18 protein-coding genes are annotated in these 15,542 nt (G+C 72.6%); 7 read left to right on the top strand and 11 right to left on the bottom strand.

All coding sequences use genetic code 11. The features are described 5' to 3' along the window. Nucleotides 1–55: 55 nt before the first annotated feature. A complete protein-coding gene (locus OG207_RS21195; protein WP_329100057.1) occupies nt 56–541 on the top strand; it encodes a MarR family winged helix-turn-helix transcriptional regulator in 486 nt (161 codons plus the stop codon). 101 nt (nt 542–642) lie between these two features. Further along, nucleotides 643–2,130: an MFS transporter gene (locus OG207_RS21190; protein ID WP_329100056.1), complete on the top strand. Its 1,488-nt coding sequence runs from the start codon at nt 643–645 to the stop codon at nt 2,128–2,130. Here the strand turns inward: OG207_RS21190 and OG207_RS21185 are convergent. Both OG207_RS21185 and OG207_RS21180 read right to left on the bottom strand, forming a co-directional pair. After that, nucleotides 2,093–2,521 carry a MarR family winged helix-turn-helix transcriptional regulator gene (locus OG207_RS21185; protein ID WP_329100055.1) on the bottom strand — a complete coding sequence of 143 codons (429 nt, stop codon included), beginning with the start codon at nt 2,519–2,521 and terminating at the stop codon, nt 2,093–2,095. The two genes, OG207_RS21190 and OG207_RS21185, sit on opposite strands and share 38 nt — an antisense overlap. Nucleotides 2,522–2,548: 27 nt before the next feature. Further along, nucleotides 2,549–3,391, bottom strand: coding sequence for an NAD(P)H-binding protein (locus OG207_RS21180; protein ID WP_329100054.1), 843 nt, complete (start codon nt 3,389–3,391; stop codon nt 2,549–2,551). Between the two features lie 99 nt (nt 3,392–3,490). On the opposite strand from OG207_RS21180, the gene OG207_RS21175 reads away from it, so the two are divergent. Next, nucleotides 3,491–3,961, top strand: a complete 471-nt coding sequence (locus OG207_RS21175) for a MarR family winged helix-turn-helix transcriptional regulator (protein WP_329100053.1) — start codon at nt 3,491–3,493, stop codon at nt 3,959–3,961. A gap of 96 nt (nt 3,962–4,057) precedes the next feature. On the opposite strand, the gene OG207_RS21170 is transcribed toward OG207_RS21175, so the two are convergent. After that, nucleotides 4,058–5,905, bottom strand: coding sequence for a galactose oxidase early set domain-containing protein (locus OG207_RS21170; RefSeq protein ID WP_329100052.1), 1,848 nt, complete (start codon nt 5,903–5,905; stop codon nt 4,058–4,060). A 422-nt stretch (nt 5,906–6,327) separates the two neighbouring features. On the opposite strand from OG207_RS21170, the gene OG207_RS21165 reads away from it, so the two are divergent. The 4 genes from OG207_RS21165 to OG207_RS21150 all read left to right on the top strand — a co-directional run bounded on the left by OG207_RS21165 (nt 6,328) and on the right by OG207_RS21150 (nt 8,646). Next, complete coding sequence (locus OG207_RS21165; protein WP_030011646.1) at nt 6,328–6,738, top strand: VOC family protein; 411 nt, start codon at nt 6,328–6,330, stop codon at nt 6,736–6,738. Nucleotides 6,739–6,766: 28 nt separating this feature from the next. Further along, nucleotides 6,767–7,222, top strand: coding sequence for a helix-turn-helix transcriptional regulator (locus tag OG207_RS21160; protein WP_329100051.1), 456 nt, complete (start codon nt 6,767–6,769; stop codon nt 7,220–7,222). Then, nucleotides 7,219–7,842, top strand: a complete 624-nt coding sequence (locus OG207_RS21155; RefSeq protein ID WP_329100050.1) for a glyoxalase — start codon at nt 7,219–7,221, stop codon at nt 7,840–7,842. Before OG207_RS21160 ends, OG207_RS21155 begins: the two co-directional genes overlap by 4 nt. Nucleotides 7,843–7,968: 126 nt before the next feature. After that, nucleotides 7,969–8,646: a hypothetical protein gene (locus OG207_RS21150; RefSeq protein WP_329100049.1), complete on the top strand. Its 678-nt coding sequence runs from the start codon at nt 7,969–7,971 to the stop codon at nt 8,644–8,646. Nucleotides 8,647–9,011: 365 nt separating this feature from the next. On the opposite strand, the gene OG207_RS21145 is transcribed toward OG207_RS21150, so the two are convergent. The 8 genes from OG207_RS21145 to OG207_RS21110 all read right to left on the bottom strand — a co-directional run bounded on the left by OG207_RS21145 (nt 9,012) and on the right by OG207_RS21110 (nt 15,378). Then, complete coding sequence (locus OG207_RS21145; protein ID WP_329100048.1) at nt 9,012–9,845, bottom strand: alpha/beta fold hydrolase; 834 nt, start codon at nt 9,843–9,845, stop codon at nt 9,012–9,014. Between the two features lie 208 nt (nt 9,846–10,053). Continuing rightward, complete coding sequence (locus tag OG207_RS21140) at nt 10,054–10,518, bottom strand: DUF1772 domain-containing protein (protein ID WP_329100046.1); 465 nt, start codon at nt 10,516–10,518, stop codon at nt 10,054–10,056. A gap of 176 nt (nt 10,519–10,694) precedes the next feature. Continuing rightward, nucleotides 10,695–11,648 (bottom strand): CAP domain-containing protein, encoded by a 954-nt coding sequence (locus tag OG207_RS21135; RefSeq protein WP_329100045.1) that lies wholly within the window; start codon nt 11,646–11,648, stop codon nt 10,695–10,697. A gap of 188 nt (nt 11,649–11,836) precedes the next feature. Further along, on the bottom strand, nt 11,837–12,103 hold the full coding sequence (locus tag OG207_RS21130; protein ID WP_030010943.1) for a metal-sensitive transcriptional regulator: 267 nt from the start codon (nt 12,101–12,103) through the stop codon (nt 11,837–11,839). Between the two features lie 65 nt (nt 12,104–12,168). Continuing rightward, the gene (locus OG207_RS21125; RefSeq protein WP_329100044.1) at nt 12,169–12,747 is read right to left on the bottom strand and encodes a rhodanese-like domain-containing protein; all 579 of its coding nucleotides are present in this window, start codon (nt 12,745–12,747) and stop codon (nt 12,169–12,171) included. Between the two features lie 90 nt (nt 12,748–12,837). Continuing rightward, nucleotides 12,838–13,590: a sulfite exporter TauE/SafE family protein gene (locus OG207_RS21120; protein WP_329100043.1), complete on the bottom strand. Its 753-nt coding sequence runs from the start codon at nt 13,588–13,590 to the stop codon at nt 12,838–12,840. Beyond that, nucleotides 13,587–13,946 (bottom strand): rhodanese-like domain-containing protein, encoded by a 360-nt coding sequence (locus OG207_RS21115; protein WP_329100042.1) that lies wholly within the window; start codon nt 13,944–13,946, stop codon nt 13,587–13,589. The genes OG207_RS21120 and OG207_RS21115 overlap by 4 nt, the downstream gene beginning before the upstream one ends. 49 nt (nt 13,947–13,995) lie before the next feature. After that, a complete protein-coding gene (locus OG207_RS21110) occupies nt 13,996–15,378 on the bottom strand; it encodes an MBL fold metallo-hydrolase (RefSeq protein ID WP_329100041.1) in 1,383 nt (460 codons plus the stop codon). Nucleotides 15,379–15,542: the final 164 nt, after the last annotated feature.

Below are 15,542 nucleotides of genomic sequence, written 5' to 3'. Positions count from 1 at the left end.
GGTAGTTCGGTTGTCGATAATCCGCGACGGATCGATTCTCGTTACCCTGGTGGACATGACGGCCATGGCACCCACGCGCACCGAACCGGACCTGTCCTTCCTCCTGGACCACACCAGTCACGTGCTGCGCACGCAGATGAGCGCGCGGCTCGGCGAGATCGGACTCACCCCGCGGATGCACTGCGTGCTCGTCCACGCCCTGGAGGGGGAGCGCACCCAGGCGCAGCTCGCCGAGATCGGCGACATGGACAAGACCACGATGGTGGTCACCGTCGACGCGCTGGAGAAGGCCGGTCTCGCCGAGCGCCGGCCCTCCAGCACCGACCGCCGGGCCCGGGTCATCGCGGTGACCGAGGAGGGGGCGAAGGTCGCGAAGGAGAGCCAGAAGATCGTCGACCAGGTCCACCAGGGCGCGCTCGGCGCTCTGCCCGAGGATGAGCGCGAAGTGCTGCTCCGGGCGTTGAACCGCCTGGTCACGGGGCATCTGGAGACTCCCGTCGAGGGTTCACGGCCGGCCCGGCGGGCGCGCCAGAAGGGGTAGTGGGGAGCGGTCGCCCCAGTAGTGGATCCGTAAAAGACAGTCTGCAACAAAACTATCTGTTACGGTCCTTCCTGTTGCCTCCAACGACAGGAGAGACCGCCGTGCCCACCACCGCCACCACCCCCTCCCCTTCCGCTCCCCCCGCGCGTTCGCGCCGGCTCGCCCTCGGCGTGTTGGCCACCGGAATGCTGATGACGATCCTCGACGGCAGCATCGTCACGGTCGCGATGCCGGCCATCCAGGGCGACCTCGGCTTCACCCCGGTCGGGCTGAGCTGGGTCGTCAACGCCTATCTCATCGCCTTCGGTTCGCTGCTCCTGCTCGCCGGCCGCCTCGGCGACCTGATCGGCCGCAAGCGGATGTTCCTGGCTGGTACCGCGGTGTTCACCGCCGCCTCGCTGCTGGCCGGGCTCGCCACCTCGCCCGAGGTCCTGATCGCGGCCCGGTTCCTGCAGGGCGCCGGTAGCGCGATGGCCTCCGCCGTCAGCCTCGGCATCCTCGTCACCCTCTTCGCGGAGCCGCGCGAACGAGCCGGAGCCATCGGGGTGTTCAGCTTCACTGGCGCCGCCGGCGCCTCGATCGGCCAGGTCCTCGGTGGTGTCCTCACCGACGCACTGACCTGGAACTGGATCTTCTTCATCAACCTGCCCATCGGCATCGCGGTGCTCCTCGTCGCCCTCCCGGCCCTGCCCGGCGACCGGGGGCTGGGCCTGCGGGCGGGCGCGGACGCCCTCGGCGCGCTGCTCGTCACGTCCGGTCTGATGCTCGGTATCTACACGGTCGTCAAGATCCAGACCTACGGGGCGACTTCGGCCCGCACCCTCGGGTTCGGCACCCTCGCGCTCGCCCTGCTCGCCGGCTTCCTCGTCCGCCAGGCCACGGCCCGCAACCCGCTCGTGCCGCTGCGCGTCTTCCGCTCGCGCAGCGTCCTCGGCGCCAACCTGGTCCAGATGCTGATGGTCGCCGCGCTGTTCTCCTTCCAGATCCTCGTCGCGCTCTACCTGCAGAACGTGCTCGGATACTCGGCGTCCGGGACCGGTCTCGCGATGCTGCCGGCCGCCGCCGTGATCGGACTGGTCTCGCTCACCGTCTCGGCCCGTCTGAACTCCCGCTTCGGCGAGCGCAAGGTCCTGTTGGCCGGTCTGGTCCTGCTGGTCGGCGTACTCGGTCTGCTGACGCGCGTACCCGGTCGGGCCGAAGAGGCGGACTACCTCACCGACCTGCTCCCCGTGATGCTGCTGGCCGCCGGCTTCGGCCTCGCCCTCCCCGCGCTCACCTCGCTGGCCATGTCCGGCGCGAAGGAGTCCGACGCGGGCCTGGCCTCCGGGCTCTTCAACACCACCCAGCAGATCGGCATGGCGTTGGGCGTCGCGGTCCTCTCCACCCTGGCCGCCTCCCGCACGGAGTTCCTCACCGCGGCGGGTGCTCCCGTCCCCGAGGCGCTGACCGGCGGCTACCACCTGGCCTTCGCGGTCGGCGCCGCGCTGATCCTGGCCGCCCTCGGCATCGCGGCCACCGTCCTGCGTCGCCCGAAGAGCACCCCGCGGCCGGTCACGGCCGAGCTGCGGACCCCTCTGGCGACCCGGTGAGGTTGCGGGTCATGCGCTCCAGGACGGTGACGGCGGTGACGTACTCCTCGCGCGTGATCCCGGCCGCCGACCGTTCGCGGAAGTCGGCCACGCGGCGGGCCACCTCGGCGAGGTGGGCGCGGCCGTCGTCGGTCAGGGCGAGGCCCTCCGGCCGCGGGCGGGTCACCCAGCCGCCGGCGAGCACCGAGGCGACGGCCGAGTCCAGCGCCGCGGTGTCGGCGCCCGTGGCCAGGGCGGTCCGGACGGCGGAGTCGGTGGCCCGCGGATCGTCCTTGACGGCATTGAGGACCTGCCAGCCGAGCCGGGTGAGGCCGAAGTCGGCCAGTGCCGCGTCCATGGACGCGGTGAGGGCCTGGTCCGTGCGGTTGAGCCAGTAGCCGATGGGCTTCATGTCCTGCTCCTTCGGAAGGTGGGCGGATCAGTGGCCGGTGAAGGCGTCCGCGTTCTCGCGGGCCCACTGCCGGTAGGTGCGGGCGGGTACGCCGAGCAGGGTCTCGGTGGTCTCGCCGATGACGGCGGGGCCGTGGTCGGCCGCCTCCCACAGGTCGAGCAGGGAGGACGCCATCGGGGCGGGCATGTGCCGGCCCATCTGCTCCTCCGCCTCGGCGCGGGTGATGCGTTCGACCGGGACCGTACGGCCGAGGGTCTGCGAGAGGACGGCGAGCTGCTCGCGGAAGGAGAGCGACTCGGAGCCGGTCAGGGTGAGTGCCCGGCCGGTGAGGGAGTCCCCGGTCAGGGCCAGGGCGGCGATGTCGGCGATGTCCTCGGGGTGGATGGGTGCGATCTGCGCGTCCGGGTAGGCGAGCTGGACCGGCATCGACCGGCCGACGGGCCAGGCCCAGCCCAGCGAGTTGCTGGCGAAGGCATCAGGGCGCAGGAACGTGCAGGTCAGACCGGAGTCTGCGAGGGCGCGCTCGACCTTCAGGCTGTGGCTCGCGAGCGGATCGTCCTCGGCGTCCGGGGCGAGCACCGAGGACGAGGAGAGCAGGACGACGTGCTCGACCCCGGCGGCCTCGGCGGCCTTGATCAGGTCGTGGATACCGGCGGGCTCCGGATAGAGGAAGACCTGGCGGACGCCGCGGAGCGCGGCGGCGAAGGTTTCCGGCCGGTCCAGGGCGAGCTCGGCGGTCTCGATGCCGGCCGGGACGGTCAGTTCGGCGGGGCGGGCGCTCGCGGCCCGGACGGGGAGACCGGCGGAGTGCAGGCGGTCGATGACGGCCCGGCCGACCTTGCCGCGCGCACCGGTGATGAGGATGGTCACGAGAGCTCCATTTGTTCGTAGATGCATATGCATGCTTGCATGCACACGTTTTCGCGTCAACACATGTTTGCGCGAGCTCACGTATGTACGATGAGGGGCATGACCAAGCAAGAGCCGGCGACCGACGAGGAAGTGCTGGACGCCGTGGGCCCGGCGTTCGGGAAACTGCGGCGCTCCTCGCTCCTGGAGGTCGAGAACCCGATCTCGCAGAAGGACCTCAGCCGCACCCTGGTCCTCAACATCGTCCTGGAGGCCGAACAGGGCGACGGCCGCGAGATCACCGTCGGCGCCGTGGCCGAGTACCTGGCCGTCGACCCCTCGGTGGCCAGCCGCATGGTGTCCGACAGCATCTCGGCCGGCTACCTCGTCCGCGCCGCCTCCCAGCAGGACGGCCGCCGCACGATCCTTCACCTCAGCCCCGAGGGCCGGAACATGATGGACCGCTTCCGCCGGCACCAGCGCGCGGCCTTCGAGTACGTGACGGCCGACTGGAGCGAGCGCGACCGCCTCGACTTCGCCCGCCTCATGCTCAGGTACGTCGACTGCCAGAACGCGCTGCGCCACCGCTGACGCCCGCCGGCCGACTGCCGGAGGTCCGCGGGAGGCGACGACACAGCCCCGGGCGGACGGCCCGGGGCTGTGTCGTGGGGCGCCAGGCCCGGTGGGTCAGCGGAAGGAGACCCACTTGGCCGCGCTCGGCACTCCGTTCTCGTCCAGCAGGAAGAGCATGTAGTAGCCGGGCGGGACGTCGTTGGCCGAGGGCGGCGCCTGCAGGCGCAGGCTGTTCCCCTGGCGCTTGACAATGGCCAGTTCCAGGTGGCGCTGGCTGGTGTTGAGGGAGTGCGTCGCCGTGGTCGGGGCCAGCAGGACGGCCTTCTTGACCTGGTCGGGCGTGGAGGTCCCCACGGTGAAGGCGGTGTCGTACCGCAGCGGCCCGTCGGGGGCGCGGTCGAGGGCCGGGCGGGCGCCCTGGTGGAGGTAGGACGGCTCGAAGATCTCGATGCTGCCGTTCATGTCGTCGTCGATCTTCGGGTCGTTGGCGAGCTGCTGCAACTCGTCACCGGTGACCATGACCCGGCCGTCCGGGAGGACGACGGCGTTGGAGTGGTAGCCGCGCGGCAACCGCTGCGCCGGTCCCAGCTTCCACTCGCCCAGCGCGTTGCGGGTCTCGATCTGCCGGTACTTCAGATCGGACTTGGGGTTGTAGTCGCCGTTGCCGTAGTCCCGGATGCCGTAGGCGCCGTTGACGGTCAGCAGGCTCGCGTCCGGGAGCAGCAGGGTGTCGTCCTGCGTCCGGCCGAAGGCGCGGGGCTGCTGCTTCTCCCAGTCGCCGCCGCTCGTGAGCCGGTAGGTGTTGGGGTCGTCGCGGTCGCCGCCGAGGACCAGTACGGAGTCCGGGCCGCGCACTCCGGCGGGCAGCGGCACGGCGGAGCCATAGCCGCGGTGCACGCCGTCGGGGCGTGCGGGCAGGTCCGTACGGGTCTCCGCGACCGGGTCGAAGGCCCACTGCTTGGTGGCGTGCCGGCCCAGGCCGTAGACCTTGCCGTCGCGCAGGGTGAACAGGTGCGGGTAGTCGCTGTCGGTACCGAAGGGCGCGTCCACGCGCAGGGTGTCCGTCGGGACGTCCTTGGGGATCAGGGTCTTCTCGAAGGGAACGGGGTGGCTCTTGGCGGGGAAGCGCTCGATCACGGAGGTGGAGGTGCCCCAGCCCTGATCGGTGTGGCCGGACATGATCAGCAGGCGGCCGTCGGGGGCGGCGGCCACGGAGGGGTACCAGCGGCCGACCTCCATGTCCTTGTTCACGGACCAGCTCTCGGTCCACGGGTCGAAGACCAGCGACAGCTTGGCGCCGGCGCCGCCGCCGTAGCCGAGGTTGCCGCCGAAGACACCGACCATGCCGTTGGGCAGGAAGGCGTGTCCGGCGCAGAAGAAGGGCGCCGGGCGCTTCTCGCCCGTGCCGTCCGGCACGACCAGCTCGGGCGGGGTGACCTTCGTGAAGGCGGCCGCGCCGGTGCCGCGGCGCGGGTCCCACAGGAAGGCGCGGCCGGCGTTGGCCTTGCCGAGGGTGTTGGTCGGTGCGGGCTCCTCGGTCGGGTCGGTCTCCATGCGCTCGAAGGAGAAGAGCAGCACCTTGCCGGTCGGGAGCATGGCGATGTGGGCGGCGAAGTCCGGGGACTGGAAGTACTCGGCGAACTGACCGAACGCCTTGGGGTGGAAGCGGGCGTTCACGTCGGCCTGGGACCGGGTCAGTGAGTTCAGGCTGTCGATCCGGGCGAGCTGGGAGTACCCGCCCAGCTTGAGGATCTGCTCGCGGACCTTCGTATGCTCCTGGGCGTGTTCGGTGCCGAGGGCCGCTTTCTCCTCGGGGCGGGCCGAACCGTCGTGCGCGGCTGCCGGGACGGCGGTGACCAGGGCGGCGGTGGCAGCGAGCACGGAGATCGCGGCCCGACGGGCAGCGTAGCGGGCGGCTCGGGGAGCTGATCGTCGCGCGGATCGGCGCTTGATACGTGACATGTGACTCCTCACCAGGGGTGCTGGAGCGGCGGGTGCCCGTGCGGGGGCACAGGGCGCCTACGACGCCTACGGACACAGACCTATGCCGACGCGTCCGGCACTGCACACCGGGAAGATCGTCCGGGCTTCGGGCCGCCCGGGTGAAGGCACCGCCCTGAGCTGCGCCGACGGCGGTCCGCGGGCCCGCCGCCCGGTCCCCCGCCCGGCTGCAACCCGTGGTGATCACGGACACCGGTCGGCCCCCTCCGCGAACCGGGTCGCCGCCGCCCCGGCACGGCCGGTTCCGGCCCCGCTGGCGGGGGCCGCGACCGGGACGTGGAAGAGGGGCCGGAGGAGGGGCCGGAGGGGGCGCCGGAGGAGGGGCCCGAATCGGTCAGGATTCGAGAAGCGCCCTTGCTCCAGGCGTAGTTACCGTGACGGACATGGACATCAGCATTCACATGAGCACCCTCCCGCAGGACGACCCGGACGCCGCCGTGGCCTTCTACCGCGACGTCCTCGGCTTCGAGGTCCGCAGCGACGTCGGCCAGGGCAAGATGCGCTGGATCACGGTCGGCCCCGCCGACCAGCCCGGCACCTCCATCCTCCTCGCCCCGCCGGCCGTCGACCCCGGTGTCACCGAGGCGGAGCGCCGCACCATCGCCGAGATGATGGCGAAGGGCACCTACGGCTGGATCCTCCTCGCCACCAAGAACCTCGACAGCACCTTCGAGAAGATCCAGGCCGGCGATGCCGAGGTCGTCCAGGAGCCGACCGAGCAGCCCTACGGCGTCCGCGACTGCGCCTTCCGCGACCCCGCGGGCAACCTGATCCGCATCCAAGAACTCCGCTGAGCGCACACGTCGACGAAGGGGGTCCGCCATGTGTCGTCCAGCGTGGAGACAGGCACTGATCGAGGCGTCGCACCTGAAGGACCTGGCGCGGCTGCGCCGCGTCCGGGACCGGATCGACCGGGAGCACGCCCGCCCACTGGACGTCGAGGAACTCGCCCGCGCCGTGGACATGGCGGCCGGGCTCCTCGGCCGCCAGTTCCGGCTCGTGTACGGCGCGTCCCCGTACGCCTACCTGACGGCGCGCCGCATCCAGCGCGCGACGGCCCTGCTGCGCGCTGGCGACCTCGGCGTCGCCGAGGTCCGCCGCGCGGTGGGCTGCCCGACGCCGGGCATCTTCACCACCCGCTTCACCGAGCTGGTCGGCGTGGCGCCCGACGCGTATCCGCGCGCCGCCCGACCGCCGGCCGAACCCGCCGAACCCGCCGAACCGGTCAGGATTCGAGAAGCGTCCGCCCCCACCGCACACCTAGCGTGGTGTTCATGACCTCCACCGAAACCTTCACCCTCGAGGTGGCCGACACCGAGGCCGCCGACCGCTTCTACACCGCCTTCGCTCCGGGCGTGCAGGTCCGCCTGCGGGCCTCGGGGGCACCGACGACCGGCTTCCGCGGGTTCGCGCTCTCGCTCACCGTCCCCCGGCCGGCCGACGTGGACGCCCTCGCTGGCGCCGCCCTGGACGCGGGTGCCACCGCACTGAAGCCCCCCTCGAAGTCGTTCTGGGGCTACGGCGCGGTCGTACAGGCCCCGGACGGGACGATCTGGAAGCTCGCGACGTCGGCGAAGCGGGACGCCGGCCCGGCCACCGGGCGGATCGACGACGTCGTGCTCCTGCTGGGAGTCGCCGACGTGTCCGAGACCAAGCGGTTCTACGTCGACCGCGGCCTCGCCGTCGCCCGGAGCTTCGGCAGCAAGTACGTCGAGTTCGCCACCCCGTCGAGCCCCTTCAAGCTGGCGCTGTACGGGCGCCGCGCCCTGGCCAAGGACGTCGGCGTCCCGATCGACGGGTCCGGCTCCCACCGGCTCGTGATCGGCGGCGCCGGCGGGCCCTTCACCGACCCGGACGGCTTCGCGTGGGAAGCAGCGGTACCGGCCACCACCGCCTGATCCATGACCCGCACCATCCGATCGAGCTCCGCGAGCGAGGAACCTGCACATGAAGGGCACGCAGAAGTTCAAGACCCGGTACGCCACCCTCGGCTTCAGCGACCGGCCCCGCTGGACGAGGGCACGATGTGGCCGACCTCGTACGCCCTGACGGAGCTGACCCCGGGCCACGGTGACGGCGATCGCCGCGGTCCAGCGCAGCACGCTCGCACGGCGCGGCGCCGGTCCGCCGTCCCGCAGGACGGCGATGCCCAGCGGGACGAGCGCGAGGCACAGGCCCGCGGCGGCCACCACCGACAGCGGGGTGGTGCCCTTGAGCACGCCGAGTGGCAGCGCGGCGGCCGCCGCGAGCGCGAGGGCGCGCACCGGGCCGAGTACGCGCGCCCGCCAGGCTCCGACGGCGAGGATCAGCCAGCCGCCCGTGATCGCGATGTTGAGGGTGCTGAAGACGTGGAAGGCGCCGTACGTCTCGCCGACGAACCGGGTGGCGGCCTGCGCTCCCTGCCGGTCCGCGAGCTGGAAGGCGAGGTGGTCCACCCCGGCGTGGAAGGTTCGGGCGAAGAGCCCGAGGACGGCGAAGACACCGCCCCACAGTGCGGCGCCCGGGCTGCGGGGCGCGATCCGGGCCGCGAGCGTGGCGAGGGCGGGCCACAGCAGGACCGTTCCGGCGGCGAATGCGCCGTAGGCGGTGGCCATCAGGCCGGGGTGTTCGACGCGGGCGGCGAGCTGCTCGGGGTAGAAGAAGTGGAACGGCAGCCGCAGCAGGACTCCGGTGGCCAGCAGCAGCGGTCCGGTCACCAGTGAGACCCCGCCGACCCACCGGCCGGGGAAGGACCAGTCGCCCGACCGGTCCACCGGCAGCAGCCGGGCCTTCGCCGGGACGGGTGCGGAGGTGGGCGTGACTGTGGGTGCGGGTGCGGGGATGTCGCGTACGGGGGGTGTCCTCGGCGTCGTCGTCATACCGGGAACGATCGCGCCGGGGAGGGTGCTGGCGCGTCGGAGCACGGTCCACTTCCACGGCCCCGGGTATCGGACCGTGGTCCGATACCCGGGGGTTTCGCCGTCGACGGTTCTCATGCGGACACGGGCGGCGCTTTCCGGTCTGCATCGGTGGCGACGGTGTCGAGCAGCAGTTCGGCGGCTGGCGGACGGCGGCTACGGACCGGGCCTCAAGCGGTTTCCCGGATGAAACGGCGCAACTCCGCGCAGAGGGCCCCGGGATTGTCCAGCTGGACGAGCGTGCGCGCCCCGGGGATCTCCACGTACCGCCCCTGCGGCAGCAGTTCGGCGAGCCGACGGCCCGTGGCGGGCGGCATCATGCGGTCCTCGGCGCCCCAGGCGACCAGCGCGGGCCGGTCGAAGTCCGCGAGCTTCTCCGCGGCCTCGAGGTAGGTGTCCTTCCGGGTGCTGCGGCAGAACTTGGCGAGGTCCCGACGGATCGCACGCCGGCTGAGCAGGGGCCGGTACCAGCGTCGGACCAGCGCGTACGGGATCGGCTGCCGCGCCATCCCGCCCAGCGAGCTCCCCATCCGCACGAGGAAGGGGACCCGGAAGGACTGCAGCAGCAGGAACAGGCCGCCCGGCACGCGCGCGGCCGCGTGCAGGGTCCGGCCCTGGATGCCCGGCGGGTAGTTGTCCAGGGCCTCGCACGAGGTGAGCACCAGGCGGCCGATGCGTTCGTCGCGCACGCCCACCAGGAGCTGGGCCGTGCCCGCGTCGTTCTGGACCAGGGTGACGTCGCGCAGGTCGAGGCGTTCCAGGAACTCGGCCAGGAGCGCGGCGATCCCGTGTGCGGAGAGGTCCGCGTCCGGCCGCATCGGCCTGCGGTGGCTGCCGATCGGCAGTACGGGCACCACCACCCTTAAGTCGGGCCGCAGTTCCTGCACCACCTGGTCCCAGACCGACTCGTCGAAGCCGAGTCCGTGGACGAGGACCACGACCTCTCCGTCGCCGCCCGTGTCGGTGAACTCGATGACGCCTGCGCTCAGTTCGATCTCGGGCAAGGTGCTACCTCCGACTAGATAGACCGATCTAGCGGGAGACTATCGAGCTCGGTGACCGCCCTGCTGGAGGGCGCGTTCATGCTCGGCCGTGCCGCGCGGAGCGCCGATCCGGTAAGGGCCGCGTCCCGGGCCGCGGCGGCCATCGTCCGTGCGGCGCAGTCCGGGTCGTAGGGCACGGTCGGGGCGCCCGGGCCCCGTACCAGCGCGGTCAGTCGCGGGCCGGGGCCCTTAGGGCGGCGGAGATCAGGAGCGCGAACGCGAGCACTGCGGTGGCGGTGCGGATGTCGTTGAACATCTCCCAGTGGCGCAGGACCTCCGTGTGATCGACCGGGGCCGAGCCCTGCGCCCACTCCTTGATCCGGCCGTTGATCGGGACGTTGCCGAACCGGGTGACCAGGAGGGACGTGAGCGCCAGCAGGCCGGCCCCGCCCGCGAGCAGCCGCGTACGGCCGCGCGTCACGGCGGTGAGGGTCAGCGAGCTGACGATCGACACGCCCATCGCCGCCTGCATGGTGATGCCGTTCATCTTCATCAGTTCGGTGTGGAACGACAGGCGTATGTCGAGCGGTACCGCGTTGAAGGTGGGAACGAGGTTGGCCGCTCCGTATCCGAACGCGCCGGCGAGGAGTCCGGTGGAGAGGAGGGCCAGGCCCAGCAGAAGGCGTGTGCGCATGGTTCGTAGGCTCCTGTGCGTCGGTGCTCACGGCGGGCGGGTGCGGGCGGCTGCATGCCCGTGCACCAGGGTCCGCGCTGCCGCACGCCAAGTCCAAGAGGAAGTCCTTCTGGCGAGCAGAAGGACCGGCTATCAGGGCCCTGGCCTTGCTCCCGGCGCCGTGCGCGGGAGCCGCGTCACTTGCCGTCGGAGAAGTTGTGCACGCCCCACCAGCCCGAGGAGTCGCGGTAGAGGCCCACGCCGACCTCGGTGAAGTCCGGGTTGACCTGCGCCTTGTAGTGCCCGGAGCTGTGGCGCCACATCGACTGGAACTTCTCGGCGGCTTCTTGGGCGGTCATCGAGGCATCGCTGAACCAGACGATGTTCTCGCCGGTCCAGGTGCGTGAGCCCGTCTTCAGGTAGGCGCGGTCCGCCGACGAGGAGTGGGCGAATCCGTTCTTCCTCATGTGCTCGGCCCACTTGCGGGCGAAGTCGCTGAGGTCCTGCTTGAGCGCGAGCGGGGGCCGGCCGACGGCGGCCCGTTCGTTGTTGAGCAGCTGCAGGGACAGCGACTGGGCCGTGGCGACGTCCTGCGTCGAGGTGCGGGCGCCGGGCACCTTGGGGTCCGGTCCCGTCGGACCGCTCCCCGAGGTGCTGCGGGTCGGGGGCGCGGTGGGCTTGGCAGTGCGCTCCGTGGCCGTCGCTCCGGAGCGCTGCTCCGCTTCCTTCGCCTGCGCGGCGGGCGCGGATGCGGGTGCCGATGCGGATGCGGACGCGGAAGCGGCGGTGCTCGGGCTCGCCGTACCGTCGGCCGGCGACGGGTCGGCGCCGGTGGTCGGATCTGCCGCGCCGGTCGGCGGGGCGTCCACCGCGTCCGGCCGGCCGGCGAGCGCGGAGGGGGAGCCCGTCGCCGCTGTGCGTTCCGGGGCCCCGCCGGATATGAGGGCGTAGCCGCTCCCGACCCCGGCCAGCAGGACCACGGCGGCCGCCGCCATCAGGGGAGTTCGGCGCCGGCTCTTGCGGTGGCCACGGGCCGCCCTGCCCGCGGCGCGCGCCCGCCCGCGCCGGCCCGACCCGGAACCAGCACCGTCCACGTCCGCGTTCACGTCCGCCTCCGCGCCGTACGTGAACTCATCGTCGTGATACCGCATCGCATCTCCTCGAAGGTGAGGGCCCACCTGGCCTGACATTGAAGGAGACCCGTGGGGCGCGCGGCGATAACACCTTTCTCAGGGGAATGTGCGTGCCGGTGGTGCGCGGCGTTGCTTCCGGGGGCGGCGCACCCCCGGTCTCGCCCCGGCCCGGCCCCGCGGAGGGGCCGGGCCGGGGCGGGTGCCGGTCAGGCGAGGGCGAGGAAGAGCTTCTCGAGTTCTTCTTCGGTCATGGGGGCCTGGTTCTCGTCGGCGTTGGTCATGCACTGGCGCATGCCGCTGGCCACGATCTTGAAGCCCGCGCGGTCCAGCGCCTTGGAGACGGCGGCGAGCTGGGTGACGACGTCCTTGCAGTCGCGGCCGGCTTCGATCATGGCGATGACGCCCGCGAGCTGCCCCTGGGCGCGGCGCAGGCGGTTGAGGACTGCGTTGACTGCGTCGTCGTCGACTTTCACCGGTGCCTCCTGGCCTTGTGTGCTCTCCCCCGATAGTACCCCAGGGGGTATCCGGGCGGTGGGAGTCATTGGCTGCGGAGGGCGGTGAGGGCGGCTTCGAGGTCGCCCTGGCGGGGGCGGTTGTGGGGGAGTTTGGCGAGGAGGGCCGCCATGCCGCAGGTGTTGGTGAGGGCCGAGTAGACCAGGCCGCCGGCGATGCCCGCGGAGGCGAGGCGGAAGGCGGGACGCAGGCGGCCGAGGGTGAGGCCGCTCAGGACGACGGCGCCGGCGGTGAAGCGGACCTGGCGTTCCATGGTCCAGGTGGTGCGCCGGTTGCCGTCGGGGTGGTGGAGGGCGAGTCCGCCGTCGGTCCAGGCTCCGGTGCCTCCGGTGAGGGTGGTGGCGGTGATGCCGTTGTCGGCGAGGGTCGCGCGGGCGTTCTCGGCGCGGGTGCCGGAGGCGCAGACGACGAGGAGGTCGCTGCGGGCGGCGACCTCGCGCAGGTCGGGCAGGGCGCGGGTGAGCTGGTCGAGGGGGATGTTGAGGGCGCCGGGGAGGTGGCCGGTGGCGTATTCGCCGGGGGTGCGGACGTCCAGGACGATCAGGTCGTGCAGGCGGCCGTGGGCCTGGTGGATGTCGAGGGCGTGGGGGCGGGGCTGGGCCATGGTGTGGTGTTCCGTCCTTGTGGGGGGATCCGCTCCTGATGCCCCGGGGGGTATGTGAGCGGGTGTGGTCGAGGGGAGCCGGCCACGGGGTCAGTGCAGGGCGTCGATGAGCATGAGGGCGGCGACGGTCAGGAGGACGGTCGCGAAGGTCCGCTGCAGGGCGGGTCCGGAGACCTTGGCGGCGAGGCGTTTGCCGTCCCAGGCTCCGAGGACGGCCGCTCCGGTGAAGGGGGCGATGGCCGCCCAGTGCAGCGGGGTGTGGGTGCCCGTGCGGGCGGCGAGTGCGGCGAGGGAGTTGACGGTGATGACGAGGAGGCTGGTGCCGACGGCGGCGCGCATGCGCAGGCCCAGTACGGAGACGAGTGTGGGGACGGCGAGGAAGCCGCCGCCGACGCCGAGGAAGCCGGTGATCGAGCCGAGTCCGGCACCCGCCCCGGCGGCCCGCGCGGGTCGGACGGGCCGGGGCTGCCGGCCGGAAGCGGGGGCGGGGGCGGTGAACATGCGCCAGGCGGCGAGGCCGGCCGTGGCGGCGAACGCCGCGGTCAGGACCGGTTCGGGAACGCGGGTGGCCAAGGTGGCGGCGGCCAGGGCGGGCGGGATGCCGGCGGCCGCGAACAGGGCGCCGGTCTTCCAACGGACGTTGCCGGACGCCGCGTGGGTGTACAGGGCGGTGGCGGACGTGGCGGTGACGATGATCAGGGAGGCGGTGGTGGCGGCAGCCGGGGTGAAGCCCAAGAGGTAGATCAGGGCCGGGACGGCCAGGACGCTGCCGCCGCCGCCCAGTGCCCCGAGGGCGAGTCCGACGACGGCCCCGGCGGCGAGGGCGAGGATGAGCGTGCTCACGCTGTTCGGCCGTTGCTTCCGCGTTCGTCGACGACCGGCAGTCCGGCGGAAGCCCAGGCGTTCATGCCGCCCTTCACGTCGACCGCGTCGCCCCCGCGGCCGGTCAGCAGCTCGGCTGCCTGCCGGGAACGGTGTCCGGAACGGCAGATCACCACGAGCGGCCGGTTCCGCGCGGTCGAGGGCAGGGCGGCGCCGGCGACGAGGCGGGAGAGCGGGGCGTGGACGGCTCCGGGGGCGTGCCCGGCGTCCCACTCGACCTGCTCGCGCACGTCGAGGAGGACGGCGGCGCCGTCGGTGGTGCGCCGGTGGGCCTGGGCGGGGGTGATGCGGGCGGGGCCGCGGCGGAAGAGGAACATCCGTCTTCCTTCCGGGTCGATGGGGCAGGAGGAGTACGGGAGTACGGGTTCAGAGGTCCCGGTCGCCGTCGGTGAGGGGCAGGCCGGCCTCGGAGGCGGCGTCGAAGGAGTCGTCGACGGCGACGACGTCACGTCCGGCGGCGTCCAGCAGGGAGGCGGCGATCGCGGCGCGCATTCCGCCGGCGCAGTGCACCCACACGGTGCCGGGCGGGACCTCGGTCAGGCGCCGGTGCAGGTCGTGGACGGGGATGTGCACGGAACCGGCGATCCACCCCCGGGCGCGCTCCGCAGCGCGGCGCACGTCCAGGACGACCGTCGTGGAGTCGGTGTCCCGGGCGCCCCGGTTGGCGAGGTCGGCGAAGGTGGCGCGGGGGAAGGAGCGCGGGCCGTGCCCTTCGGGCATCCAGTCGCGGGGCGTGCCGGTGGCCGCCGCCGCGGGCCGGTCGAGGCCGACGCGGACCAGTTCGCGCTGGGCGGCGGCGAGCTGGGCGGGTGACTCCGCGAGCAGGGTGACGGGCTTTCCCCAGGGGATCATCCAGGCGAGGTAGGTGGCGATCTTTCCGTCGGCCTCGAAGTTGAACGAGCCCGCGACGTGACCTTCGGCGAAGGCGATCCGGTTGCGCAGGTCGACCACCCATTCCCCGGCGGCCAGCCGCTCGGCGATGTCGACGGCATCGGTCAGGGGCGGTGTGCTCAGGTCCACCGGATCCGGGCCTGCGGCGTTGGCCGGGCCCATGTGGGCGTAGTAGGCGGGTACGTCCTCCAGGCCGGCCAGCAGGTCGGCGACGAACCGGTCGACGTCCTTGACCAGGGCGTCGTTGACGTTCTTCTCCTTGCCGATGGTGGTGGCGTCGCCCTCGGACTGGGAGGAGGAGCAGAAGCTGCCGAAGCCGTGGGTGGGCAGCACGGCCGTCTCGTCGGGGAGCTCGGCGGCCAGGCGGTGGACGGAGGCGTGCTGGGCGCGGGCCAGCTCCTCGGTCAGGCGCGGCTCGACCAGGTCGGGGCGGCCCACCGAGCCGATCAGCAGCGAACCGCCGGTGAAGACCGCCGCCACCCGGCCGTGCTCCTCCAGCGCGTAGGAGGTGTGGTGGGGAGTGTGGCCGGGGGTGGCCAGCGCCCGCAGCGCGATGCCGTCGTCGACGCCCACCGTGTCGCCGTCGGCCACCGGCGTCCGGGCGAAGGAGACGCGGGCACCGGCCGGCACCAGGTACGCGGCGCCGGTCAGGCGGGCCAGGTCCAGGCCGCCGGTGACGTAGTCGTTGTGCAGGTGGGTCTCCACCACGTGGGAGATCCGCACCCCGCGGGCGGCGGCCGCCGCGATGACCCGGTCGATGTCGCGGGGCGGGTCGACGACCGCCGCGGTCGTGGCGCCGCCCGCCAGGTAGCTGCGGTTTCCGAGTCCCTCGGTCTCGATGGTGTCGATGAAGAACACGCGGTTGCTCCTTTCGGCTGACAATTACCCCCGGGGGTATATTTCGAGCCTAGCACGGGTACCCCCGGGGGTATTTTTGCGGCGCGGAGAGCCCGCTCTCACCCGGCGGCTACCCAGCCGTCGGCCACCCACACGGGCCCCGAAGCGGCGAAGCCCCAGGTCGT

The organism is Streptomyces sp. NBC_01439 (genome assembly GCF_036227605.1).
GTDB lineage: Bacteria > Actinomycetota > Actinomycetes > Streptomycetales > Streptomycetaceae > Streptomyces.
The sequence above is the reverse complement of the archived record's forward strand: the minus strand, read 5'-3'. Positions and strand labels throughout refer to the sequence as shown.

Coding starts and splice junctions, on each gene's coding strand:
- OG207_RS21115 (WP_329100042.1), bottom strand. CDS start 13,946: ATGTTCCTCTTCCGCCGCGGCCCCGCCCGCATCACCCCCGCCCAGGCC.
- OG207_RS21185 (WP_329100055.1), bottom strand. CDS start 2,521: ATGAAGCCCATCGGCTACTGGCTCAACCGCACGGACCAGGCCCTCACC.
- OG207_RS21155 (WP_329100050.1), top strand. CDS start 7,219: ATGACCTCCACCGAAACCTTCACCCTCGAGGTGGCCGACACCGAGGCC.
- OG207_RS21165 (WP_030011646.1), top strand. CDS start 6,328: ATGGACATCAGCATTCACATGAGCACCCTCCCGCAGGACGACCCGGAC.
- OG207_RS21175 (WP_329100053.1), top strand. CDS start 3,491: ATGACCAAGCAAGAGCCGGCGACCGACGAGGAAGTGCTGGACGCCGTG.
- OG207_RS21170 (WP_329100052.1), bottom strand. CDS start 5,905: ATGTCACGTATCAAGCGCCGATCCGCGCGACGATCAGCTCCCCGAGCC.
- OG207_RS21140 (WP_329100046.1), bottom strand. CDS start 10,518: ATGCGCACACGCCTTCTGCTGGGCCTGGCCCTCCTCTCCACCGGACTC.
- OG207_RS21195 (WP_329100057.1), top strand. CDS start 56: ATGACGGCCATGGCACCCACGCGCACCGAACCGGACCTGTCCTTCCTC.
- OG207_RS21150 (WP_329100049.1), top strand. CDS start 7,969: ATGTGGCCGACCTCGTACGCCCTGACGGAGCTGACCCCGGGCCACGGT.
- OG207_RS21160 (WP_329100051.1), top strand. CDS start 6,767: ATGTGTCGTCCAGCGTGGAGACAGGCACTGATCGAGGCGTCGCACCTG.
- OG207_RS21125 (WP_329100044.1), bottom strand. CDS start 12,747: ATGGCCCAGCCCCGCCCCCACGCCCTCGACATCCACCAGGCCCACGGC.
- OG207_RS21135 (WP_329100045.1), bottom strand. CDS start 11,648: ATGCGGTATCACGACGATGAGTTCACGTACGGCGCGGAGGCGGACGTG.